Source organism: Streptomyces sp. NPDC085866 (assembly GCF_044541035.1).
Taxonomy (GTDB): Bacteria; Actinomycetota; Actinomycetes; order Streptomycetales; family Streptomycetaceae; genus Streptomyces.
In genome coordinates this window covers 407,577-430,842 of sequence record NZ_JBITSQ010000001.1, presented here as the reverse complement: position 1 = coordinate 430,842, position 23,266 = coordinate 407,577, and the positions used below count along the sequence as shown (strand labels likewise).

Annotated in this window: 21 protein-coding genes; 15 read left to right on the top strand and 6 right to left on the bottom strand. The window is 71.9% G+C overall.

Annotation, left to right across the window (positions count from 1 at the left end; all coding sequences use genetic code 11):
• Positions 1-29: 29 nt before the first annotated feature.
• Together malQ and ACIF83_RS01935 are read right to left on the bottom strand one after the other, a co-directional pair.
• On the bottom strand, positions 30-2,111 hold the full coding sequence (gene malQ, locus ACIF83_RS01940; protein ID WP_399722800.1) for a 4-alpha-glucanotransferase: 2,082 nt from the start codon (positions 2,109-2,111) through the stop codon (positions 30-32).
• Positions 2,112-2,366: a hypothetical protein gene (locus ACIF83_RS01935; protein ID WP_393464739.1), complete on the bottom strand. Its 255-nt coding sequence runs from the start codon at positions 2,364-2,366 to the stop codon at positions 2,112-2,114.
• A gap of 185 nt (positions 2,367-2,551) precedes the next feature.
• Here ACIF83_RS01935 and ACIF83_RS01930 point away from each other — a divergent pair, with 185 nt between their 5' ends.
• Genes ACIF83_RS01930 through ACIF83_RS01920 form a run of 3 tightly spaced genes read left to right on the top strand, consistent with a single transcriptional unit; the run spans position 2,552 to position 5,156 of the window.
• Positions 2,552-3,085: a PadR family transcriptional regulator gene (locus ACIF83_RS01930; RefSeq protein WP_393464735.1), complete on the top strand. Its 534-nt coding sequence runs from the start codon at positions 2,552-2,554 to the stop codon at positions 3,083-3,085.
• Positions 3,082-3,780, top strand: coding sequence for an ABC transporter ATP-binding protein (locus ACIF83_RS01925; protein WP_393464732.1), 699 nt, complete (start codon positions 3,082-3,084; stop codon positions 3,778-3,780). Before ACIF83_RS01930 ends, ACIF83_RS01925 begins: the two co-directional genes overlap by 4 nt.
• The gene (locus ACIF83_RS01920; RefSeq protein WP_399722797.1) at positions 3,777-5,156 is read left to right on the top strand and encodes an ABC transporter permease; all 1,380 of its coding nucleotides are present in this window, start codon (positions 3,777-3,779) and stop codon (positions 5,154-5,156) included. Before ACIF83_RS01925 ends, ACIF83_RS01920 begins: the two co-directional genes overlap by 4 nt.
• A gap of 98 nt (positions 5,157-5,254) precedes the next feature.
• Here the strand turns inward: ACIF83_RS01920 and ACIF83_RS01915 are convergent, their stop codons facing one another.
• Positions 5,255-5,791 (bottom strand): HNH endonuclease, encoded by a 537-nt coding sequence (locus ACIF83_RS01915; protein ID WP_393464726.1) that lies wholly within the window; start codon positions 5,789-5,791, stop codon positions 5,255-5,257.
• 317 nt (positions 5,792-6,108) lie between these two features.
• Between ACIF83_RS01915 and ACIF83_RS01910 the strand changes: the two genes are divergently transcribed.
• Positions 6,109-7,209 carry a mechanosensitive ion channel family protein gene (locus tag ACIF83_RS01910; RefSeq protein ID WP_393464724.1) on the top strand — a complete coding sequence of 367 codons (1,101 nt, stop codon included), beginning with the start codon at positions 6,109-6,111 and terminating at the stop codon, positions 7,207-7,209.
• On the opposite strand, the gene ACIF83_RS01905 is transcribed toward ACIF83_RS01910, so the two are convergent.
• Positions 7,178-7,816, bottom strand: coding sequence for a hypothetical protein (locus tag ACIF83_RS01905; protein ID WP_393464721.1), 639 nt, complete (start codon positions 7,814-7,816; stop codon positions 7,178-7,180). The genes ACIF83_RS01910 and ACIF83_RS01905 overlap by 32 nt on opposite strands.
• Entirely contained in the window at positions 7,813-8,352 is a 540-nt protein-coding gene (locus tag ACIF83_RS01900; RefSeq protein WP_399722794.1) for a hypothetical protein, read from the bottom strand. The genes ACIF83_RS01905 and ACIF83_RS01900 overlap by 4 nt, the downstream gene beginning before the upstream one ends.
• 197 nt (positions 8,353-8,549) lie before the next feature.
• On the opposite strand from ACIF83_RS01900, the gene ACIF83_RS01895 reads away from it, so the two are divergent.
• The 7 genes from ACIF83_RS01895 (at position 8,550) to ACIF83_RS01865 (ending at position 16,354) form a co-directional block, all read left to right on the top strand.
• Positions 8,550-9,377 (top strand): hypothetical protein, encoded by an 828-nt coding sequence (locus ACIF83_RS01895; protein ID WP_399722792.1) that lies wholly within the window; start codon positions 8,550-8,552, stop codon positions 9,375-9,377.
• Positions 9,378-9,627: 250 nt separating this feature from the next.
• Complete coding sequence (locus tag ACIF83_RS01890) at positions 9,628-10,839, top strand: ROK family protein (RefSeq protein WP_393464712.1); 1,212 nt, start codon at positions 9,628-9,630, stop codon at positions 10,837-10,839.
• Positions 10,840-10,897: 58 nt separating this feature from the next.
• Positions 10,898-12,241, top strand: coding sequence for an ABC transporter substrate-binding protein (locus ACIF83_RS01885; RefSeq protein WP_399722790.1), 1,344 nt, complete (start codon positions 10,898-10,900; stop codon positions 12,239-12,241).
• Positions 12,242-12,243: 2 nt separating this feature from the next.
• Positions 12,244-13,212 (top strand): carbohydrate ABC transporter permease, encoded by a 969-nt coding sequence (locus ACIF83_RS01880; RefSeq protein ID WP_393464706.1) that lies wholly within the window; start codon positions 12,244-12,246, stop codon positions 13,210-13,212.
• Between the two features lie 2 nt (positions 13,213-13,214).
• On the top strand, positions 13,215-14,108 hold the full coding sequence (locus ACIF83_RS01875; protein WP_399722787.1) for a carbohydrate ABC transporter permease: 894 nt from the start codon (positions 13,215-13,217) through the stop codon (positions 14,106-14,108).
• A 6-nt stretch (positions 14,109-14,114) separates the two neighbouring features.
• Positions 14,115-15,380, top strand: coding sequence for a 6-phospho-beta-glucosidase (locus ACIF83_RS01870; protein WP_399722785.1), 1,266 nt, complete (start codon positions 14,115-14,117; stop codon positions 15,378-15,380).
• Complete coding sequence (locus tag ACIF83_RS01865) at positions 15,371-16,354, top strand: N-acetylglucosamine kinase (protein WP_399722783.1); 984 nt, start codon at positions 15,371-15,373, stop codon at positions 16,352-16,354. Before ACIF83_RS01870 ends, ACIF83_RS01865 begins: the two co-directional genes overlap by 10 nt.
• Here ACIF83_RS01865 and ACIF83_RS01860 read toward each other — a convergent pair.
• Positions 16,339-16,749, bottom strand: coding sequence for a VOC family protein (locus tag ACIF83_RS01860; RefSeq protein WP_398140925.1), 411 nt, complete (start codon positions 16,747-16,749; stop codon positions 16,339-16,341). The two genes, ACIF83_RS01865 and ACIF83_RS01860, sit on opposite strands and share 16 nt — an antisense overlap.
• A gap of 212 nt (positions 16,750-16,961) precedes the next feature.
• Here ACIF83_RS01860 and ACIF83_RS01855 point away from each other — a divergent pair, with 212 nt between their 5' ends.
• Genes ACIF83_RS01855 through ACIF83_RS01840 form a run of 4 tightly spaced genes read left to right on the top strand, consistent with a single transcriptional unit; the run spans position 16,962 to position 23,265 of the window.
• Positions 16,962-18,386 carry a hypothetical protein gene (locus tag ACIF83_RS01855; RefSeq protein ID WP_399722780.1) on the top strand — a complete coding sequence of 475 codons (1,425 nt, stop codon included), beginning with the start codon at positions 16,962-16,964 and terminating at the stop codon, positions 18,384-18,386.
• 14 nt (positions 18,387-18,400) lie between these two features.
• Positions 18,401-19,432 carry a glutamate ABC transporter substrate-binding protein gene (locus tag ACIF83_RS01850; protein ID WP_393464677.1) on the top strand — a complete coding sequence of 344 codons (1,032 nt, stop codon included), beginning with the start codon at positions 18,401-18,403 and terminating at the stop codon, positions 19,430-19,432.
• 57 nt (positions 19,433-19,489) lie between these two features.
• Positions 19,490-20,800, top strand: coding sequence for a hypothetical protein (locus ACIF83_RS01845; RefSeq protein ID WP_399722778.1), 1,311 nt, complete (start codon positions 19,490-19,492; stop codon positions 20,798-20,800).
• The gene (locus ACIF83_RS01840; RefSeq protein WP_398140922.1) at positions 20,797-23,265 is read left to right on the top strand and encodes a tetratricopeptide repeat protein; all 2,469 of its coding nucleotides are present in this window, start codon (positions 20,797-20,799) and stop codon (positions 23,263-23,265) included. The genes ACIF83_RS01845 and ACIF83_RS01840 overlap by 4 nt, the downstream gene beginning before the upstream one ends.
• The last annotated feature ends 1 nt before the right edge of the window (position 23,266 follow it).

Below are 23,266 nucleotides of genomic sequence, written 5' to 3'. Positions count from 1 at the left end.
GCCCAGGAAGGCCGCGCGTCCGGGGTGCCCTATGCAGACCCGCCCTCCCTCAGCGCCTCCAGCAGTGCCCGCAGTCGAGGCGAGGCCGTCAGGTCCTCAAGGGGCACCGGCCTGCCCTCCGCGTCGGCGATCGGCAGGCGCCAGTTCGGGTACTGGTCCCACGTACCCGGCAGGTTCTGCGGGCGGCGGTCGCCGACGCCGTCCGGGAGCCAGACGCCGATCAGGCGGGCCGGGGTGCGCAGCAGGAAGCGGTACACGCCCTGGATCTCCGCCTCCTCGTCGGATCCCGGGGGCCCGGCGGCCGGACTGTCGAGCAGGCCCAGGCTGCCCAGCAGGGCGAGCCACTCCGCGGTGTCCGCGGTCGCCTCCGCGCGCTCCTCGGCAGCCGGGCGGGTCAGCAGGCCGAGGCGGTCGCGCAGGTCGACGTGGTCGCCGGTGAGCCGGGCGGCGGTGGGCGGCAGGTCGTGGGTGGTGGCGGTGGCCAGGCAGTCGGCGCGCCAGCGATCCGGCGGCAGCGGGCGGCCGTCGCCCTCCCAGTCCCGCTCGAACCACAGCACGGAGGTGCCGAGCACCCCGCGCCGCTGCAGCGTCTCGCGCACCCCCGGCTCCACGGTGCCCAGGTCCTCGCCGATCACCACGGATCCGGCGCGGGAGGCCTCCAGGAGGAGCAGGGCGAGCATGGCGTCGGCGTCGTAGCGGACGTAGGTGCCCTCGGTGGGCGGGCAGCCCCGGGGCACCCACCAGAGCCGGAACAGGCCCATCACGTGGTCGATGCGCAGGGCGCCGGCATAGCGGAAGAGGGCGCGCAGGAGGTGGCGGTAGGGGGCGTGGCCGGAGGCGGCGAGGCGGTCGGGGCGCCACGGCGGCAGACCCCAGTCCTGGCCGCGGGCGTTGAAGGCGTCGGGCGGGGCGCCGACCGACATGCCGGCGGCGAAGTGGTCCTGCTGGGCCCAGGCGTCCGCGCCGCCGGGGTGCACGCCGACGGCGAGGTCGTGGACGATCCCGACGGGCATGCCGGCCTCCCGGGCGGCGCGCTGGGCGGCGCGGAGCCGGCCGTCGGTGAGCCAGGCGAGCCGGGCGTGGAAGCCGACCCGGTCGGCCAGTTCGGCGCGGGCGCGGGCGGTCTCGGCGGAGCGCGGGTCGCGCAGCCCCTCGGGCCAGCCGTGCCAGTCGGGGCCGTGGGTCTCGGCGAGGGCGCACCAGGTGGCGTGGTCCTCCAGCGCCTGCCCCTCCTCGGCGCGGAAGGCGTCGTACGCGGCCTGCCGTCCCGGTCCGAGCGGGACCCGGACGACCAGTTCCAGGGCCTGCCGCTTCAGCTCCCACACCGCGTCCCGGTCGATGAGGGCGCCCTTGTCGAGGACATCGGCGCGCAGCCGCTCGGCGCGCTCCAGCAGCGCGCGGACGCGGCCCTGGTCCTCGATGTACGCGAACTCGGGGATCTCCTCGATCCGCAGGTGCACGGGGTCGGGGAAGCGGCGCGAGGACGGCCGGTACGGGGACGGGTCGGTCGGGGTCCCGGGTACGGCCGCGTGCAGCGGATTGACCTGCAGGAACCCGACTCCGGCACTGCGCCCGGCCCAGCCGGCCAGCTCGGCGAGGTCAGCGAGGTCGCCCATGCCCCAGGAGCGCCGGGAGAGCAGCGAGTACAGCTGCACGAGGAGGCCGTAGGAGCGGGTGGCGGGGGCGGGCAGCCGGTCGGGGGCGACGATGAGATGGGCGTGTCCGGTGCGCCCGTCGGGTGCGGTGGCGCTCACCCGGTGCACACCCGTGGGCAGCCCCTCGATCCCGTCCCGCTCCTCTCCCTGCTCGGTCTCGACGCGCAGCCGGGTGCCGGGCGGCAAGGCGGCGAAGGCGGCGGGCGGCCCCTTGGTGCCGGCCCACTGGACCACCGTCGGCGGCAGCAGCCGCGCGCGTAGTTCGCGCTCCCGTTCGGCGAGTGCGGAGCGGACGGCGTCCGGGGTGCTCGCGTCGACGCCGAGCGCGGCCAGGGCGGCGGCCACGGCGGAGGCGGAGACCGCGACCGTACGGTCCGGGGCGGGGCTGTAGGAAGTGGCGACCCCGTGCAGCCCGGCGAGCCGGGACAGCTCCTCGTCCTCGCGCGCCGCGGCCATCTACAGCCCCGCGCCGAAGAAGTCCGGGACCGGGTCGGACTCGCTGGTCAGCGGGGCGGCGTCGGCGAGCGGCGGCTCGCTGGTGAGGGGCTCTGCGTCGGGCAGCGGCGGCTCGCTGGTCAGCGGCGCCTCGGCGCTCGCGCTCTCCGCGCTGAATACGCCGAAGACACCGACGGACGCCTCTTGGGTCTCGGCGGACGGCTCCGCCACGGGTTTCCACTGGGCCGGGATCGAGAGATGAGCCGGTGCGGCCACGGGGGCCTCCTTGTCGCTACGTCGGGTGCTGCCGGGTCTGCGGATGAGAGCAGGCCTACCCCGTGGGCGCGATGCCAGACCTATACGGACGAGCAACGTGCTTCTTCCGACATACCGGCCACTCCCGCCAGGTGTTCGGCGATCACTATTCACTCAGTACATGTATCCAGTGCATACTGATCTGCATGAGCACTCGGCACATCCTTCTGGGGCTGCTTGAGGCAGGGCCGAGCCATGGCTACGACCTCAAGCGGCGCCATGACGAACGCTTCCCCCAGGCTCGTCCGCTGGCCTACGGGCAGGTCTACACGACCCTGCAGCGCCTGGTCCGGGACGGTCTCGCGGAGGTCGGCGGAACCGACGCCGACGGCGGGCCGGAGCGGACGCTGTACCGGTCGACGCAGGACGGAACGCGCGAACTGGCCCGCTGGGCCGGGGAGATCGCACCGCCCGCGCCCTTCGTGGCGAACGAGATCTTCGCCAAGGTCGTGGTCTCGATCCTCTCCGGCGGCGATCCGGCCGCCTACCTGCGCGCCCAGCGCGCCGCGCACATGGAGCGGATGCGGCAGCTCACGGCCGTGAAGACGGACCCGGGCGCCGATCTGGCGACCGTGCTCTCGGCGGACTACGCCCTCAACCATCTCGACGCCGACCTCCGCTGGATGAACACCACGGCGGCCCGGCTGATCACTCTGACCGCGGAGGTCGACGCAGCATGAGCAACAGGGAGGACTCCTCGGTGCCGCTTCTGGCAGGCCGGGACCTGGTCAAGGCGCACGGGAGGACTCAGGCGCTGCGCGGCGCCTCGGTCGAACTGCGCGCGGGCGAGATCCTCGCGGTGACCGGCGCCAGCGGCAGCGGAAAATCGACGCTGCTGCACTGTCTGGCCGGGATCGTCCGGCCGGACGAGGGCGCGGTGGCCTACGACGGGCAGCGGCTCGACCAGCTGCCGGAGAACCGGCTGAGCGAGCTGCGCCGTACCGACTTCGGCGTGGTGTTCCAGTTCGGGCAGCTGATTCCCGAGCTGACGGCCGTGGACAACGTCGCGCTGCCGCTGATGCTGGCCGGCGCCGACCGCGCCGGGGCCCGGGAACGAGCGGGCGCATGGCTGGAGCGGTTCGGGGTGCGCGGACAGGAGGAGCTGCGGCCGGGCGAGATGAGCGGGGGCCAGGCACAGCGGGTCGCGCTGGCCCGGGCACTGGTGACCGGCCCGAAGGTGGTCTTCGCGGACGAGCCGACGGGCGCCCTGGACTCGCTGGCGACCGAGCAGGTGATGACGGCCCTGGTGCACACGGCCCGCGAGGCGGGCACGGCGGTGCTGCTGATCACGCACGACGCCCAGGTCGCGGCGTACGCGGACCGTGAGACGCGGATGAGCGACGGACTCGCGGTGCCGGCGGAGGTGGCGGTGTGACGACCCGTACGAGCGGCACCGTGACCGCCGACGTGCGCCTCGCCTGGCAGCTCACCCGTGGCTCCGACCGGCAGGAGTGGTGGCGGGCCGGGCTCACCGCCGCCGGGGCCGCGCTGGCGACGGGGTTCGCCCTCACCGCCGTCGCCCTGGCCTCGCTCCGGGGGCAGCACCGGGTGGCCTTCGGCAACGGTCTGCTGGACAACCCCGGCGAGCGCTCGGGGGTGATCGCCTCTCTGCTGCTTCTCCTGGTGCCGGTGCTGGGGTTCCTCGGACAGTGCGCCCGGATCGGCGCCGTGCACCGCGACCGGCGGCTGGCCGGGCTGCGGCTGGCCGGCGCCGGACCGGCCCAGGTGCGCCGGATCGCCGCGCTGGAGACGGGGCTGGCCTGCCTGCTGGGCTCGGTCCTCGCCACCGCCGTCGCGGTGCCGCTCCTGCTGGGCCAGTGGGACAGCCCGACCGCCGCGGCCTGGGCCGGTCTCGCACTGGTCGCCCTCGGGGTGCCGGTGCTGGGTGCGGTGACCGGCACGCTGGCGCTGCGCCGGGTGGTGGCCTCGCCGCTCGGGTGGGTGCGCCGGGTGCGGCCCAGCAGCGGGCGGGGGCCTGGGCTGCTGTTCGTCGGCGGAGTGCTGGGCGTCCTGCTCCTCGCGCTCTGGGCGGTCGCGAACACCTCCAGCACGGACCGGGGGCAGCTGCCGCTGACCGTGTTCGGGCTGGTCATCGCGGTCGGGGCGGGCACCGTGTGGCTGGCCGGGGGCACCGCCGGGCTGGTCGGGCGGGTGCTGGCGGGCCGCGCCCGGTCCGCGGCGACGCTGATCGCGGCGGAGCGGCTGCGCGACGACCCGTGGGCCGCGGCCCGCACCCACGCGGCCGTCCTGCTGGTCACGATCGTCGGCACGGGTTTCGTCGGCGTCCGCCAGGCGTTCCTCGCCGACCTGCACGCGATGAGCCGCCGGAACCAGCTCGGCATGTCCGTGTCCTTCTACACGACCGGCATCGACCTGACCGGCGCCGCGATCCTCGTCGCCCTCGCGATCACCCTCTCCGGCCTCGCCGTCGGCACCGCCGAGTCCCTGGCGAACCGCCGCCGCGGCCTGGCCGCACAGGTCGCCGCCGGGGTGCCGCGGGCGGTGCTCGGCCGGGCGCTGCTCCTGGAGACGGCACTGCCGCTGGCTCCCGCGGTCGCGCTCGCCGGCGCGGGCGGGATGGCGATCGGCATCTGGTACGGCGCGCTGACCCAGGACTACGTCACCCAGGCCGTGCCGTACGCCGCGCTGCTGGTCCCGGTGGGCGTGTACGCCTGCTGCCTGCTGGCGGCGGCCAGCTCGCTGCCCCTGCTGCGCCGCTCGGTGCACCCGGCGGAGCTGCGCTACGCCTGACCGCCGCAGGAACGTCCGGCCCCGGGGCACGGGGGTCCCCGAGGCCGGACCACGCAGGCGCCCGGGGTGCCGCCCCGGGTACACGAAGGCCCGGATCGTCAGGCTGAGATGCCGTCGATCCGGGCCATGGCGTCGTCCGCGCCGTACGGCTGCAAGTAGGGCAGCCAGCGCGGGTCCCTATGGCCGGTCCCGATGATGCGCCAGGCCAGACCGGTGGGCGGGGCGGGTTTGTGGCGCAGCCGCCAGCCGATCTCGACGAGGTGTTTGTCGGCCTTCACGTGGTTGCAGCGGCGGCAGGAGGCCACCACGTTGTCCCAGGCGTGCTTGCCCCCGCGGCTGCGCGGGACGACGTGGTCGACGCTGGTTGCGACGCCACCGCAGTACATGCACCGGCCCCCGTCGCGGGCGAACAGCGCCCTGCGGGTAAGAGGAACGGGCCCCCGATAGGGAACCCGGACGAATCGCTTGAGCCGGACCACGCTGGGTGCGGGGACTGTGACGGTTGCGCTGTGCATATAGGCGCCGGATTCCTCGAGGGAGACAGCCTTGTTCTCCAGGACGAGGACGAGCGCGCGACGGAGCGGTACGACGCCGAGGGGCTCGTACGACGCGTTGAGGACCAGGACATGCGGCACGGGTGCCTCCTTGGGCGTCGGCGGCGCGTGGCTCGCGCCGGGACGATCTGCAGTCAGTCTCCCCTCATGCCTGGTGGAAGCGCCACCATGTCCCGGTAACGGGCTGGGAGTGTTTTCGACCACACCTGATTCATCCCCCGGATCATGGCCTGTTCAAGCCAGGGTGAGACCGGTCTCTCCTGTGGCCCTCCTGTGCGGAACGGGGTGGTGCACACACAATGCCCCGTTAGTGTGGTGGTCCTGTCCGTCCGGTGACCTTTTCGTGACCTTGACCGCCCCGCCGGAGCGGACCGCGCAGCACGTTGGAGGTACCTGCCGTGTCCTTGCCCGTCGTCCTACTGGCCGCCGGTGCGACGCCGACCCCGTCTCCCTCGGGGTCGACGGCCCCGGCCGTGCCGACGCTTCAGGACGCCCAGGAGAGCGCGACGAACGCGGCGAGCTGGGTGGAGCAGAACTGGTCGACCTGGCTCGCGATGGGCCTGCAGATCCTGCTGATCGTGGTCGTGGCGGGCACGCTCAGAGCGGTGGTGCGGCGGGCGATCACCAAGCTGATCGACCGGATGAACCGGACCGTGGAGTCGGTGGACGGCACCACGCTGGGCGGGCTGCTGGTCAACGCCGAGCGGCGCCGGCAGCGCTCACAGGCGATCGGCTCGGTACTGCGCTCGGTGGCGAGCTTCCTGATCCTCGGCACGGCCGCGCTGATGATCCTGTCCACCTTCAAGATCAACCTGGCGCCGCTGCTGGCCTCGGCCGGTGTGGCCGGTGTGGCGATCGGTTTCGGTGCCCGGAACCTGGTCACGGACTTCCTCTCCGGTGTCTTCATGATCCTGGAGGACCAGTACGGCGTCGGTGACGTGATCGACGCGGGCGTGGCTTCCGGCGAGGTGATCGAGGTCGGGCTGCGGGTGACCAAGCTGCGCGGCGACAACGGCGAGATCTGGTACGTCCGCAACGGCGAGGTCAAGCGGATCGGCAACCTCTCCCAGGGCTGGGCGACCGCCGGCGTCGACGTGACCGTGCGGTCGGGCGAGGAGCTGGACCGGGTGAAGGCCACGCTGGACGAGGTCGCCGAGCAGATGTCCAAGGAAGAGCCCTGGAACGAGCTGCTGTGGGGGCCGATCGAGGTGCTCGGCCTGGACAGCGTGCTGATCGACTCCATGGTGGTCCGGGTCTCGGCCAAGACCATGCCCGGCAAGTCGGTGGCGGTGGAGCGCGAGCTGCGCTGGCGCATCAAGCGGGCGTTCGACGCGGCCAGCATCCGCATCGTGGGCGGGGCGACGGCTGTGGTGGACATCGAGGACACCCCGGACCCGACGGCCTCGGTCGCGGCTCCCTCGGTGTACTCCAACGCGGACTCGCCCCAGTCGACGGCTGCTGCGCCGATCACTCCGCAGCAGCGGCCGGCGTCGAAGTAGTTCCGCAGGCCAGGCGGTAGCCCTCGCGGACCCAGGCGTCCTTGCCGGGGTGCTTTCCGCAGCGCAGGAGCGCGCTGCCGTCGCCGTCCCAGGTGGTCACGCTGCCGTACAGGTCCGCGTCACGGCCGGGGCAGGTGACGGTGAAGCCGGCCTGTACGACGTGGACCCCGTCGGCCTCGACGAAGCGGCCCGGGACTCCACGGAGGTCGACCGTGACCAGGTCCCGCTTCCGGTTCACGGTCGTCCGTCCGGGCCTGCCGAGCATGGACACGTCCACGCCGAGGCGGTCGGCGAGCGAGGCCAGGACGCGCCGGTCCGAGACGCTCGGCGCGCTGGTCTCCACGCTCGCCGTCACCGTGCGCACGTGGACGGCCGGGAACTCGAAGTGCGCGTACTTCCCGGCCCTGACGTCGCTCCTGCCGACCGTCACCACCGGGGAGACCTCGGTGAGCCGCCATTCCGTCGCGGTCGTCCGCCAGTGGATGACCCCGGACCGGCAGGAGGGAGCGGACGCGGAGGGCGTCGCGTGCGCGACCGGCTTCTCCTGCGCCGTGCACGCCACCGCCCCGAGCAGTAGCGCCGCCGTCGCGATGTGACGCCTTCTCATTCCGCCCCCACCATCCTCACCATCTGACACAGCGCCACGAACGCACTCGCCCGGAGCACCCCCTGCAGGCCCGTCAGGCCCTCCCCCGCCCGGATCCGCACGCGCGCCTCGCCCGAGGACGCGTCGAAGGTCACCGAACCGGCGACGGACCGCCGGCCGCGGAAGGGCCGCCAGCGGAACTCCAGCCGCTCCCTGCCCACCACGGCGAACGCCCGCTCGGAGCTGTCCAGCACGGCCCTCAGCCGCGCGGCCCGCCCGGCGGGAAAGGTGTGCTCCTGTGTCTGTGCGAGGGCCTCCACGGTGACCGGGATCCCGGTGCCCCGGGCCCGTCGCGTCAGGGCCCCGTACACGTAGAGGGCCGCGAGGAGACCCAGCACCGCCCATACGACGGGGACGGGAGCCACCTCACCGAACGCCGGCCGGGCGAAGCCGTCGTCGACGACCTGGACCAGGACCAGGACCATGGTCACCATCAAGGGCACAAAGCTCACGAACTCGCTCAGCCACAGCCGCAGCACCAGTCTTCCGTCGGGCACGAACGGTGAATCTAGGCGCTCTGACCAGCGGAAACCAGGTCCGTGACGCACCCGTGACGGATCAAGGATTCAGATCGTCTTCACAGGAACCCCGCGTTCCCTCCGCATCCGGTGATCCTTTAGTGTCGCCTGCACGACGGGCCCTTGTTCTGGAGCGCGACGCCGCCCGGGGGCCCGTTTCGAATGTGGGGATACACATGAGAAAGCTCGCCATAGGCGCCGCCCTGTCCGGTGCCCTGGCTCTGACCGGCCTGGCCGCGCCCGTCGCCTCCGCGTCCGGCACGCCCGACCTGACCTTCGCCGGCGTGACCGTGAACAACGGCAAGCCGCTCGTCGTCGGTATCAGCAAGGCCGTGACCGTGCCGGTGTCGTACACCCTGACCCGGCCCAAGGACCTGGTCATCGACCAGAAGAAGACGTTCCAGGCGGTCGTCCTCTACCGCGGCACGCTGCGGAACATCGGCAACGAGCTGGACCCGGACACGGCGCCCAGCTGCACGACCACCGCCACGACGGACACGACGGTCACCGAGAGCTGCACCGAGACCATCGTCGTGGACCCGCAGGACTCGCTGTACGAGGCGGCGGACGCCACCACCTGGAAGGCCGCGGGCCTGTACGCCCACGCCGAGGGCACCGTCTCGGACGACTACCTGCACAACGAGACCGACGTGACCCTGTGGGGCAACCTCGCCCCGCTGACGGTCCGGCGCGCCGCCCAGCTGACCGCGAACGCCGCCCCGGAGCCCGTGTCCAAGGGCAGGACGCTCACGGTCAAGGGCAAGCTGACCCGGGCGAACTGGGAGAGCCTGAAGTACACGGGCTACCAGGGCCGGACGGTCCTGCTCCAGTTCAAGGCGGACGGCGGTTCGTACAAGAACGTCAAGGCGATCACCTCCGGCACCGGGGGCGCCCTGTCCACCACGGTGACGGCGAGCAAGAGCGGCACCTACCGCTTCGTCTTCACGGGTACGGCCACCACCGCGGCCAAGACCTCCGCCGGTGACCACGTGACGGTCAGGTAGCGGCACCCGCTTCGAGCCGGCACTCCTGCGAGCAGGCCGGCACCCCCCTCACGGCACGCCCCCGAGGTAACGACTCTGTTGCCTCGGGGGCGTTGTCTATTGACGCCCTCTTCGTCCTGGGCTTACGTTCCTCCCACCCGAATAGGAAAGTTTCCTAACAGTGATCTTCGGGCGGCCCGTTGATCAAGACTGGACGTCATGACCAGGTCACTGGGAAGCTGGGCAGTTGGAAAGGCAGGTGTCGACCCCCATGGCAGGAACCGCCGGTACGCCGGGCACCCCTCGCGTGCTGCGCGCCATGAACGACCGCGCCGCCCTGGATCTCCTGCTGGAGCACGGGCCGCTGTCCCGCACCCGGATCGGCAAGCTCACCGGCCTGTCCAAGCCGACCGCCTCCCAGCTGCTGGCCCGCCTGGAAGCGGCCGGTCTGGTCCGGGTCACCGGCACCAGCGAGGGCCGGCCGGGCCCCAACGCCCAGCTGTACGCGGTCAACCCCACGGCCGCGTACGCCGCCGGGCTCGACGTCACACCGAACCGCATCCGCGCCGCCGTCGCCGACATCACGGGCCGCACGGTCGGCGAGTACGAACTGCCCACTCCCGGCCGCCGCCCCGCCCACCCGGTCGTCCGGCAGGTCACCGACGCCCTCGACGGCGCCGTGAAGTCCGCCGGGCTGGCCCGGGACGACGTCCACCGGCTGGTCATCGGCACCCCCGGCGCCTTCGACCCCAACACCGGCCGGCTGCGCTACGCCTCCCACCTGCCGGGCTGGCACTCCCCCGCGCTGCTCGACGACCTCGCGGCGGCGCTCCCGATGCCGGTCGAGTACGAGAACGACGTCAACCTCGTCGCCCTCGCCGAACAGCGGCTCGGCGCGGCCCGGGGCCACAGCGACTTCGTGCTGCTGTGGAACCAGGAGGGCCTCGGCGCCGCCCTGGTCCTCGGCGGCCGGCTGCACCGCGGCTGGACCGGCGGCGCCGGCGAGGTCGGCTTCCTCCCCGTGCCCGGCACCCCGCTGGTGCGCCAGGTGACCAAGGCCAACAGCGGCGGCTACCAGGAGCTGGCCGGCTCCCAGGCCGTACCGAAGCTGGCCCGCGAACTCGGTGTCGAGGACGTGCCGTCGGGGCCCTACACCGAGGCCGCCGCGGAACTCCTGGCCCGGGCGGCCGACCACGTGAGCGGGCCCCACCGGGAGCTGCTCGCCACCTACGCGACCCGGCTGGCCACCGGTCTCGCCTCGCTCGTCTCCGTCCTCGACCCCGAACTCGTCGTCCTCAGCGGCTCCGCCCTGACGGCCGGCGGCGAGGTGCTGCGCACCCTCGTCCAGGCCGAACTGGAGGAGCTGGCCGCGGCCCGCCCCCGGCTCGTCGTCGGCGACGTCCGTGAACACCCTGTGCTGCGCGGCGCGTTGGAGTCCGCGCTCGCGACCACCCGCGACGAGGTCTTCGACACCTCGCACTGAGCCCCGCCCCCCCGCAGTCCCTCTCTTCTCACCCACCCCTGCCCCGGGAGACCTCGTCATGTCCGAAGTCATACCCTCTGCTGCCCGAAAGACGGCTTTTGCCGTAACCGCGTCGCTCGCCCTGCTCACCACCGCCTGTACCGGCCAGTCCAACTCCGGCGCCACCGACGACGCCTCCAAGGACACGACGATCAACTTCTGGCACGCGTGGAGCGCGCCGAACGAGGTGAAGGGGGTCAAGTCCCTGGTCGCCGGCTTCGAGAAGGCCCATCCCAACATCCACGTGAACGTCGTCGGCAACATGACGGACGACAAGATCAACCAGGCTCTGCGCTCCGGCGGTGACAAGGCCCCGGACGTGATCTCCTCCTTCACCACCAACAACGTGGGCAAGTTCTGCTCGTCGGGCGCGCTGGTGGATCTCAACCCCTTCTTCAAGAAGTCGGGCATCGACCCGCAGACGACCTTCCCGAAGGCGATGAACGAGTACACCCAGTTCGACGGCAACCGCTGCTCGGTGCCGCTGCTGGGCGACGCGTACGGCCTCTACTACAACAAGACGGCGTTCGAGAAGGCGGGCATCACGGCCCCGCCGAAGACCTGGTCGGAGTTCGAGGCCGACGCCAAGAAGCTGACGATCCCGCAGGGCGACGGCTACAAGCAGCTGGGCTTCATGCCGGACTACCACGGCTGGGAGTCCACGACCGAGCACTACTTCGGGCAGTTCTCGCCGACGTACTTCGACAAGGCCGGCAAGTCCGACGTGGCCAAGGACCCGGCGTTCGAGAAGGGCTTCACCCTGCAGAAGAAGCTCGTCGACGAACTCGGAGGCTTCCAGAAGCTGGAGAAGTTCCGGGCCACCCTCGGCGACGAGTGGGGTCCGAAGCACCCCTTCCACACCGGCCAGGTGGCCATGCAGATGGACGGTGAGTGGCGGCTCGGGATGGCGCTCGACGCCAAACCGAAGTTCGACATCGGCGTCGCCCCGCTGCCCGTACCGGACGACCAGGCCGACCAGTACGGCAAGGGTTACATCACCGGCACCATCGCGGGCATCGCGGCCACCAGCCACAAGCAGAACGCGGCCTGGGAGCTGGTGAAGTACATGACCACGAACACGGACGCGGTGGTCGGCTTCGCCAACGACATCCACAACGTGCCCTCCACGCTGGCCGCGCTGAAGTCCCCGAAGCTGAAGTACGACCCGCGGTTCAAGACCTTCCTGGACATCGCCGCGAACCCGGACTCGACCACGAGTCCCGCCTCGATCAACGGCGGTGTGTACCTGGTGACGATCCAGCAGTTCGGCTACGACTACGAGAGCGGCAGGGCCACCGATCTGAAGGCCGGTCTGAAGAAGACGGCCGCGCAGATCGACACGGACATCGCGCAGGCGAAGTAGCCATGAACACGATCACGCTCGCCTCGAAGCGCCGCAGCGCCGGCCTCGCTGCGAAGCAGCGGAAACAGGCACTGCGTACGGCCGCCTTCATGTCGCCCTGGCTGATCGGCTTCGCGGTCTTCTTCGCGTACCCGCTGATCTCGACGGTCTACTTCTCGTTCATGCACTACGACGGCTTCAGGCCGCCGACGTGGAGCGGAACGAAGAACTGGACATACGTCTTCGAGCACTACCCGCTCTTCTGGCCCGCCCTGCGCAACACCCTGTGGCTGGTACTGGTGATGGTGACCCTCCGGGTCGTCTTCGGACTCGGTGTGGGCCTGCTCATCACGAAGATCAAGACCGGCGCGGGCGTCTTCCGTACCCTCTTCTACCTGCCCTACCTCGCCCCGCCGGTGGCGGCGACGATGGCCTTCGCCTTCCTGCTCAACCCCGGTACGGGACCGGTCAACTCGATCCTGGAGAAGATGGGTGTCCCGGCGCCGGGCTGGTTCAACGACCCCGCCTGGTCCAAGCCGGCCCTGACCCTGCTGGCGTTGTGGGGCATCGGCGACCTCATGGTCATCTTCATGGCCGCGCTGCTCGACGTACCGACGGAGCAGTACGAGGCGGCCGAGCTGGACGGCGCGTCGGCGTGGCAGCGGTTCCGCTACGTCACCCTGCCGAACATCTCCCCGATCGTGATGTTCGCCGTGGTCACCGGCGTGATCCAGACGATGCAGTACTACACGCAGCCGCTGATCGCGGGGAAGGTCGCCTCGGGCGTGATCCAGGGCGCGGGCACCCAGTTCGAGCCCGGCTACCCGGACAAGTCCACGCTCACCCTCCCCCAGCTCGTCTACAACCTCGGCTTCCAGCGCTTCGACTACGGCTCGGCCTGTGTGGTGGCTCTGGTGCTGTTCGCCCTGTCGATGGTGTTCACCGCGTTCCTGATGCGGCGCCGGGGCGGTCTCATCCAGGCAGGTGACTGACCATGACCCAAGTACTGGACCAGCCGGTGAAGCTGGCTCCGCAGGTGTCCGGGGCGGAGCGGACCGCCCGCCGCAGGGCGCTGCTCGAATGGATCGCGATCCACTCCCTGGGGATCGCCGCCGCGCTGTTCTTCACACTCCCCTTCGTGTTCGTGTTCCTGACCTCGCTGATGAGCGACACCCAGGCGCTCAGCCGGGACCTGGTCCCGCACACGTGGGAGTGGGGCAACTACAAGAAGGTCTTCGACACGCCCGGCTTTCTGACCTGGTGGAAGAACACGCTGCTCTACGCCGGCCTCGGCACCGTGCTGACCGTCGTGTCGTCCATCCCGGTGGCGTACGCGCTCGCGAAGTTCCGCTTCCGGGGCCGCAACCTGTCACTCATGCTGGTGATCTCGATGATGATGCTGCCCCCGCAGGTGGTCATCATCCCGATGTACCTGTTCTGGGCGAAGCAGCTGGACCTGTCGGGCACGCTGTGGCCGCTGATCATCCCGATGGCGTTCGGGGACGCGTTCTCCATCTTCCTGCTGCGCCAGTTCCTGATGACGATCCCGAACGAGTACGTCGACGCGGCGAAGGTGGACGGCTGCGGTGACCTGCGGACCCTGCTGCGGGTCGTGCTGCCGATGGCGAGACCGGGCATCGCCGCCGTCGCCCTCTTCCAGTTCTTCTACGCCTGGAACGACTACTTCGGCCCCCAGATCTACGCCTCGGAGAACCCCGGCGCCTGGACCCTCTCCTACGGCCTGGAGTCCTTCAAGGGCGCGCACCACACCGACTGGAACCTCACCATGGCCGCGACCGTGCTGGTCATGGCCCCCGTGATCCTCGTGTTCTTTTTCGCCCAAAAGGCGTTCGTGGAAGGCGTCACGCTCACCGGAGTGAAGGGTTAACCACACATGAAACTCACTGTGGTCGGCGGAGGCTCGACCTACACCCCCGAACTCATCGACGGCTTCGCACGCCTCAGGGACACCCTGCCCATCGAGGAACTGGTGCTCGTGGACCCGGCGGCCGAACGCCTGGAGCTGGTGGGCGGCCTGGCCCGCCGGATCTTCGCCAGGCAGGGCCACCCGGGCCGGATCGTCACCACCTCCGACCTGGACGCGGGCGTCGAGGGCGCCGACGCCGTGCTGCTCCAGTTGCGCGTCGGCGGACAGGCGGCCCGCCGACAGGACGAGACCTGGCCCCTGGAGTGCGGCTGCATCGGACAGGAGACGACCGGCGCGGGCGGCCTCGCCAAGGCACTGCGCACGGTCCCCGTCGTCCTGGACATCGCCGAACGCGTCCGCCGCACCAACCCCCGCGCCTGGATCATCGACTTCACCAACCCCGTCGGCATCGTCACCCGCGCCCTGCTCCAGGCGGGCCACCGTGCGGTGGGCCTGTGCAACGTGGCGATCGGCTTCCAGCGCAAGTTCGCGGCGATGCTGGGCACCGACCCGAAGGACGTCCACCTGGACCACGTGGGCCTGAACCACCTCACCTGGGAGACGGGGGTGCGCCTCGGCGGCCCCGAGGGCGCGAACGTGCTGCCCAAGCTCCTGGCCGAGAACGGCGACGCCATCGCCGACGACCTGCGTCTGCCCCGCCCCCTGCTGGACCGCCTGGGCGTGGTCCCCTCGTACTACCTGCGCTACTACTACGCGCACGACGCGGTGGTACGAGAACTGCGCACCAAGCCCTCCCGGGCGGAGGAAGTCGCCGCGATGGAGCGCGAGTTGCTGACGATGTACGGCGACCCGGCCCTGGACGAGAAGCCGGCACTGCTGGCCAAGCGGGGCGGCGCCTTCTACTCGGAGGCCGCGGTGGACCTGGCGGCGGCCCTGCTGGGCGGCGCGGGAAGCCCGTACCAGGTGGTGAACACGCTCAACAAGGGCACGTTGCCGTCCCTGCCGGACGACGCGGTGATCGAGGTCCAGGCGGCGGTCGGCCCGACGGGCCCGGTGCCGTTGCCGGTCCCGGACCTGGACCCGCTGTACGCGGGCCTGGTGGCGAACGTGACGACGTACGAGGACCTGGCCCTGGAGGCGGCGCTGCGCGGCGGCCGGGACCGCGTCTTCCGTGCCCTGCTGGCCCACCCCCTGATCGGCCAGTACGAGTACGCCGAAGCCCTCACCGACCATCTCGTCGCGCACAACCGGGAGCACCTGGCGTGGGCCTGACCGCACCTGAATCCGGGAGTGTTCTCGCCATCGACGCGGGCAACAGCAAGACCGACGTGGCCGTGGTCACCGCCGACGGGGAGGTCCTGGCCACCGCCCGCGGCGGCGGCTTCCGGCCGCCGGCGGTGGGCGTGGAGGCGGCGATGGACGCCCTCGCCGACCCGGTCGCCCGGGCCCTCTCGGACGCGGGCCTGCCCGCCGTCTCGCACGTCTCCGCCTGCCTGGCCAACGCCGATCTGCCGGTCGAGGAGGAACAGTTGGCGACCGCGCTGCACGCGCGTGCGTGGGGCAGCTCGGTGGAGGTCCGCAACGACACCTTCGCGATCCTGCGGGCGGGCGTGGCCGAGCCCCGGGGCGTGGCCGTGGTGTGCGGCGCGGGCATCAACTGCGTCGGCATGCGCCCCGACGGCCGCACCGCCCGCTTCCCGGCGATCGGCCGCATCTCCGGCGACTGGGGCGGCGGTTGGGGCCTGGCCGAGGAGGCACTCTGGTACGCCGCCCGCGCCGAGGACGGCCGCGGCGAGCCCACCGCGCTGTCCCGCACCCTCCCCGCCCACTTCGGCCTCCCCTCCATGTACGCCCTGATCGAGGCCCTGCACCTGGAGCACGTCGAGCACGGCCGCCGCCACGAACTGACCCCGGTCCTCTTCGGGACGGCCGCACAGGGCGACCCGGTCGCCCGCTCGATCGTGCACCGCCTCGCGGAGGAGGTCGCGACGATGGCCACGGTCGCCCTCGCCCGCCTGGACCTCCTCACCGAGGAGACCCCGGTCCTCCTCGGCGGCAGCGTCCTGACCGCCGGCCACAGCCAACTGAACGACACCATCCACGACCTCCTCTCCTCCCGCGCCCCCAAGGCCGCCGTCCACGTGGTCACGGCCAGCCCGGTCCTGGGCGCGACCCTCCTGGGCCTGGACCGCCTGGGGGCGGGGGTGGGGGCGGGGGAGCGGGCTCGGGCCTACTGGTCGAGGTAGAGACAGAACGGATGCCCGGCCGGGTCGAGCAGCACCCTGACGTTGTCCTGGGGCTGGTGGTCGGCCTCTCGGGCGCCGAGTTCGAGGGCGTGGGTCACTGCGGACGGCAGGTTCGCCACCTCGAAGTCGAGGTGCATGGTGATGTGTTGGGCGCCGTCGCGGGCGGGCCAGACCGGGGGCACGTAGTCGTCCGCGCGCTGGAAGGCGAGGTAGGCGACGCCTTCCGGTGGGGTGATGGCCGCTCCGTCGGGGTCCTGCTCGGCGATCTCCCAGCCGAGGAGTTCGGAGTAGAAGCGGGCGAGGGCGTGGGGGTCGGGGGCTTCGAGGACCACCCCCCACCAGTCGTGGCGTGACATGCGGGGGGAGCCGGGGTCGTGGCTCGGTCGTCCGTGCATGTCGGCGAAGGGTACAAGCGGTGCCGGGGGTTGCGGGGGAACCGATCCGCCGCACCCGGCGTGTTCATCAGCGGGGGGTGGTGCGGCCGGCGCCCCGCGCCGTCACGCCGTGGGTTGCGCTGCGATCCGATCAAGATCGAGTGAAGGCTGGTGCGGATGCCGGTCCGGGCGGTGATACTTGGCGGCGAACGGATGACCATGGGGGAGGTCAAGTGACACACCCGCCGAAGAGCAGCGCGGCGCCGCCACCGGCGGGTCCCGCCGTGCCCGCGATCCCCTCTCAGCCCGGCTCGCCCACGCGGGTGGGTCCGCCCCCGGCCCCGCGCCGTACCGCCTTCGCCGAAGGTGTCGAGCAGGTGCGCGCCGCCGCGACCACCGAGCCGGGGCGGCTGCGGATCATCGGGGCCGTCCTCGCGCTGCTCGTCGTCGCGTTCGGCGCGGTCACCGCCTGGCAGGCCTCCGAGCGGGCGGCCGCCGCCGACGACGTGCTGCACCGCAGCCAGCCGCTCAGTTCCGGCGCGGCCGGCATCTACCGTTCGCTGGCCGATGCCAACACGGCCGCCTCCAGCGGGTTCCTGGCCGGCGGGCAGGAGACCGCGGCCTCGCGCGACCGGTACGAGAAGGACATCCGTACGGCCGCCGCGGGGCTCGTCACGGCCGCCGCCAACGCGGAACCGGGCTCCCCCTCCGAGGCGACCATCGCCAAGCTGAACCGGCTGCTGCCCGAGTACAAGGGCCTCATCGAGCGCGCCCGGACCTACAACCGGCAGGGATATCCGGTCGGCGGCGCCTACCTGCGGTACGCCAACGAGAAGATGCAGAAGGAGATGCTCCCGGCCGCGGAGGATCTCTACACGAAGGAGAACCAGCGGCTCGATGCCGACTACGGGAACGCGACGCCGTATCCGTGGGTGGCGATCGCGCTCGGTGTGCTCGCGCTGGCCGCGCTCGGCTGGGCCCAGCAGCGCACGTACCGGCACACCAACCGCGTCCTCAACCACGGCCTGGTCGCCGCCACCGCCGCCACCACCGTGGTGCTGCTGTGGCTGGTCGTCGGGCACGCCGTCGCGCGCTCGGGCCTGGGCGGCTCGTACGACCACGGCATCCGCTCGCTGAAGGTCCTGCACGACGCGCGGATCGCGTCCCTGAAGGCGCGCGGCAACGAGAACCTGAGCCTGGTGGCGCGCGGCGCCGAGACGGTCACGGTCGGCGGACAGACGTACGACGCGTACTACTACGACTTCGACAAGGACATGACCGTGCTCGGCAAGGGCCTCACCGAGGCCGACCGGCTCGCCGACGACCGGACGGGCACCGAGCCGGTCAAGGCGGCCGAGGGCAACATGGCGGTGTGGAAGAAGCGCCACACCTCCGCCCGTACCGAGGACGAGAACGGCAACTACCAGCAGGCGCTGGACATGGTGATCGGTGGCAAGGGCGCGACCGGTGAGTGCTTCGACAGCGTCGACCGCAATCTCGCCCTGGCCATCGACCACGAGCAGGCCGAGTTCAAGCAGGCCGCCGGGGACGGACGGGACGCGATGACCGGGCTGCCCATCGGCGCCGCCGTCCTGGCGGTCCTCGGTGCCGCGGGCGCGGTCGCCGGCATCGGCCGCAGGCTTTCGGAGTACCGGTGACAGGGGACAGGACGATGTACGCAGCACGTGCACGGGCCTCCCTGCGAGGCTGGGGCGGGGTCGGCGCGATGGCGGTGCTCTGCGCCCTGGCGCTGGCGTTCGTCCTGCTGCTGCCGCGCACCCAGCAGGCCCGCCAGGACGGGCGCACGGCCGGCCCCGGAGTGGCCGAGGCCACCCAGGCCCGGGCCTCGGACTGCAAGGACTCGGACGCGCAGAAGCAGACGCTGTCGCCGTCCGGCGCCGACGGGCCGACGATCGACGCCATCAAGTCCCGTACGGGCGCCAAGCGCAAGCTGGTCGTGGGCGTCGACCAGAACAGCTACCACTGGGGCTACCGCAACCCGAACACCGAGGGCGCGGAGCTGGAGGGCTTCGACATCGACCTGGTGCACCGGATCGCCGCGGACATCCTCGGCGACCCGGACGCGGTGCAGTTCAAGGCGATACCGACCAGCCAGCGCATCCCCGCCATCCAGGACGGCCGGGTCGACATGGTCGTGCGCACGATGACCATCACCTGCCCGCGGCTCGACGAAGTCGCCTTCTCCGCCCCTTACTTCAAGACCGGGCAGCAGGTGCTGGCACCCAAGTCCTCGTCGATCACGGGGTACGACGACACGCTCGCGCACAAGAAGATCTGCACGGCGTCCGGTTCCACCGCCTATCTCAAGCTGAAGGCCGACCGGGACAAGGGCACCCTGCCCGCCTCCACGGACATCTCCACCACCGTCCCCAACCAGCTCGACTGCCTGGTCCGGCTGCAGCTCGGCGAGGTCGACGCGGTCGTCACCGACGGCGCGCTCGCCGCGAGCCAGGCCGCCCAGGACCCGACGGTCGAGCTGAAGGGCGAGGCGTTCACCACCGAGTACTACGGCGTGGCGATGAAGAAGGACGCCGACGATCTGGTACGCCGGGTCAATCGCATCCTGGTCGGCTACCGAGCGAGCGGCTGGCAGACGTCGTACGACAGATGGCTGTCGGCCACACTGGGCAAGGACTCGGGAGCGTCCAAGCCGCCGGCCCCGGAGTACCTGCGCAAGAGCTGACCCCCACCCCGACCAGAACCCGTCCAAGGCCAACCACACAGCAGCGAGAGGTGATCGATGGGCGTCACGGACCCCGCCGGGCCGGTGATGGACCGGGACGAGGTGGACCGTGCGCTGGCGCGGCTCGGCGCCGAGCACGAGGCGATCGAGACCTCGCTGCTCGCCCTCCAGGACCACGCGGGCCGCAGACTCCTCGAAGGCGCCGAACTCACCGGCGTCACCAGGGAACGCTGGGCGGCCACGGAGGCGTCGATCACCCTGCTGTGGGCGTACTTCGACGCGTACACGGCCGCGCTGCGCTCCGCCCGGGAGATCCGCGCCCGGCGCCGCTGGTCCAGCCGCGAGGACCTGGTGGAGCTGACCGAACTGCTGCGCGGCGACTCCGTCACCGTGCCCGGCGGCGCCGCCACGCTCGCGGCCGCCGGCAAGCTCAGCGAGAGCTTCTCGCTCGGCACCCTGGTCGACCGGATGAACGAGCTGTACGCGTCCTCGCTGGACCTGGTCGTCACCGCCGACGCGGTCTGGTCGGCGCTGCCCGCCCGGATCGATTTACTCGCCGCGGAACTCCGGCGCACCCGCAAGCTCGCGCACTCCGTGGGCGTACGCCCCGGCGAGCACCCGGCCGGCGACGACCTGGAGCGCATCACCCGCACGCTGACCAGGCTGCGCGAGGACGTGGTCTCGGACCCGCTCGCCTTCTGGGTACCGGCGGAGGGCAGTTCGGCGCCCGGCGGCGGCCGCCCGGACACCACGGTGTACGACCGTGAGGCGCGTGCCCTGGAGGACGTACGCCGGGAGATCGACGCCGTGCTGACCGTCCGCCAGGACGCGGAGGCCCGGCTGATCCGGCTGCGGGACGTGCTCTCCCGCGCGGACCGCACCCTCGCCGAGGCGCGCACCGCACGCGGTGAGGTGCTCGCCAAGATCGCCGCGACCGAGGTGCCCGTCGTCAGCGGGCCGCCGACCGCGCTGCAGGAACAGCTGGCGACCGCGGCCGAGTACCGGCGGCAGGCGCAGTGGCACCGGCTCTCCCCGCTCCTGGAGTCCCTGGAGCAGAAGGCCGAGGACGAACTCATGCGCGCCCGTGAGTCGTTGACGGCCGTCACCGCGCCGCTCGCGGTCCGCGCCGAGCTGCGCGGCCGCCTGGACGCGTACAAGGCGAAGGTCGCCCGGCACGGGCTGGCCGAGGACCCCCTGCTGATGGAGCGGTACGACAGCGCCCGGCGCATGCTGTGGAGCGCGCCCTGCGATCTGAGGGTGGCCGAACAGGCCGTACTGCGCTTCCAGCAGGCGGCGGCCGAACAGCTCGGCGCATCGAGGATTCCCCAGCAGGGCGAGCCTCAGGACCGTAGGAGTGAGTCGTCATGAGTCAGGCACAGCGGGCGTGCCAGCGGCCGGGCTGCGAGGGGACGTACGAGGACGTCGGCGGCGGTGAGCTGTACTGCGACACCTGCGGCCTCGCCCCCGTCGTCTCGGCGACCGGCATGGTCGGGTCGCCGCCCACCGGGATCACCAGTGGCGGCAGGGGTTCGGCGAGCGGCGGCAGTTCACGCAGCTCGCGTACGTCGTCGCAGTCGTCCAGGTCGCGGCGCTCGGTGTCCGGGCGGCTCTCGCGGTCCCTGTCCGGCAAGTCCACCGGCCGCTCGGTGTCCGTGCGCAGCTCCGGCTCCTCCTCCGGTGCCTCCGCCCGGGGGCGGCTGGGTGCCGGTCTCGTCTCGGTGCCGCAGGTGCCGCGGCCCGACCCGCGCGCCATGGTGCTGGAGAACCCGGAGGTGCCCGAGCGGAAGCGGTTCTGCTCGCGGTCCGACTGCGGGGCTCCCGTGGGCCGGGCGCGCGGTGACCGGCCGGGGCGCACGGAGGGGTTCTGCACCAAGTGCGGCCACCCGTACTCCTTCGTGCCGAAGCTGAAGGCCGGGGACATCGTGCACGGCCAGTACGAGGTCGCGGGCTGCCTCGCGCACGGCGGCCTGGGCTGGATCTACCTCGCCGTGGACCGGGCGGTGTCCGACCGGTGGGTGGTGCTCAAGGGTCTGCTGGACACCGGCGACCAGGACGCGATGGCGGCCGCGATCTCCGAGCGGCGGTTCCTCGCGGAGATCGAGCACGCCAACATCGTGCGGATCTACAACTTCGTGGAGCACCTCGACCAGCGCACCGGCTCCCTCGACGGCTACATCGTCATGGAGTACGTCGGCGGCAAGTCGCTGAAGGAGATCGCCAACGCCCGCCGCACACCGGACGGCCGGCGCGATCCGCTGCCGGTGGAACAGGCGTGCGCGTACGGCATCGAAGCTCTTGAGGCGCTCGGCCATCTGCACAGCCGCAACCTGCTGTACTGCGACTTCAAGGTCGACAACGCCATCCAGACCGAGGACCAGCTCAAGCTCATCGACATGGGCGCGGTGCGCCGCATGGACGACGACGAGTCGGCGATCTACGGCACCGTGGGCTACCAGGCGCCCGAGGTCGCCGAGGTCGGCCCGTCGGTGGCGAGCGACCTGTACACGGTGGGCCGCACGCTCGCGGTGCTCACCTTCGACTTCCAGGGCTACACGAACGTCTTCGTGGACTCCCTGCCCGACCCGGACAACATCGAGGTCTTCCACCGCTACGAGTCCTTCTACCGGCTCCTGGTCCGCGCCACCGACCCCGACCCGGCCCGCCGGTTCGGCTCCGCGCAGGAAATGGCCGAGCAGCTGACCGGGGTCCTGCGCGAGGTCGTCTCGCTGCAGACCGGGCAGGCCCGGCCCGCGCTGTCGACGCTGCTCGGGCCCGAAGTGAAGGTCACGGACACCGAGTTGTTCCCCAAGCTGGACGGGGACGTGTCCCGGCTCGGGGCGCGGCAGGTGCGTACCACCCAGCCCGTCCCCGCGCTGCCCCCGGCGTCGATCGTCAAGCCCGTCGAGACCCCCGCAGCCGCCCTCGCCCTGCCCGTCCCGCTGGTCGACCCGGCCGACCCCAACGCCGGTTTCCTGGCGGGCCTGATGGCGTCCGCGCCGGCCGAGCTGATCAGCGCGCTGGACGCGGCGCCCGCGCAGACCGTCGAGACCCGGCTGCGGCAGATCCGGGCCCGGCTGGAGAGCGGCGACCACCAGGCCGCGCTGATGGCGCTGGCCAAGCTGGACGAGGAACGGCCCGACGACTGGCGGGTGGTGTGGTACCGGGGCGTGGCCGCCCTGGTCACCGGCGACTTCGAGGGCGCGGCGCTGTCCTTCGACGCGATCTACGACGCCTTCCCCGGCGAGGCCGCGCCCAAGCTGGCGCTCGGCCTGTGCGCGGAGGTGCTCGGCCAGCTGGACAACGCGGCCGAGTACTACGGCCTGGTGTGGGCGACCGATCCGAGCTTCGTCAGCGCGGCCTTCGGGCTGGCCCGGGTGCAGCTCGCGGCCGGGGACCGGCGCGGTGCCGTACGGACCCTGGAGTCGGTACCGGAGTCCTCCATCCACTACACGGCCGCCCGGGTCGCCGCGGTCCGGGCGCGGCTCAGACAGCGCACCGCGAGCGCCGCGGACGTACCGTTCCTGGACGACCTGACGGCCGCCGCCGGCCAGGTCGAGGCGCTGGACGCCTACGGCCTGGACCCGGCCCGGCGCGAGCAGTTGTCGGCCGAAGTGCTCGGCAGCGCGCTGGACTGGATACTCTCCACAGGCCAGGGCACCGACCGACCCGCCGCCGGCGGACGGGTGTTGCTCGGCAGCGGTCTGGACGAGCGGGGCCTCCGCTTCGGACTGGAGCGCGCGTACCGCACGCTGGCCCGGCTGGCGCCCGGCGGCGAGGAGAGGATCGAACTGGTGGAACGGGCCAACCGTTACCGCCCCCGGACGTGGGTGTAGT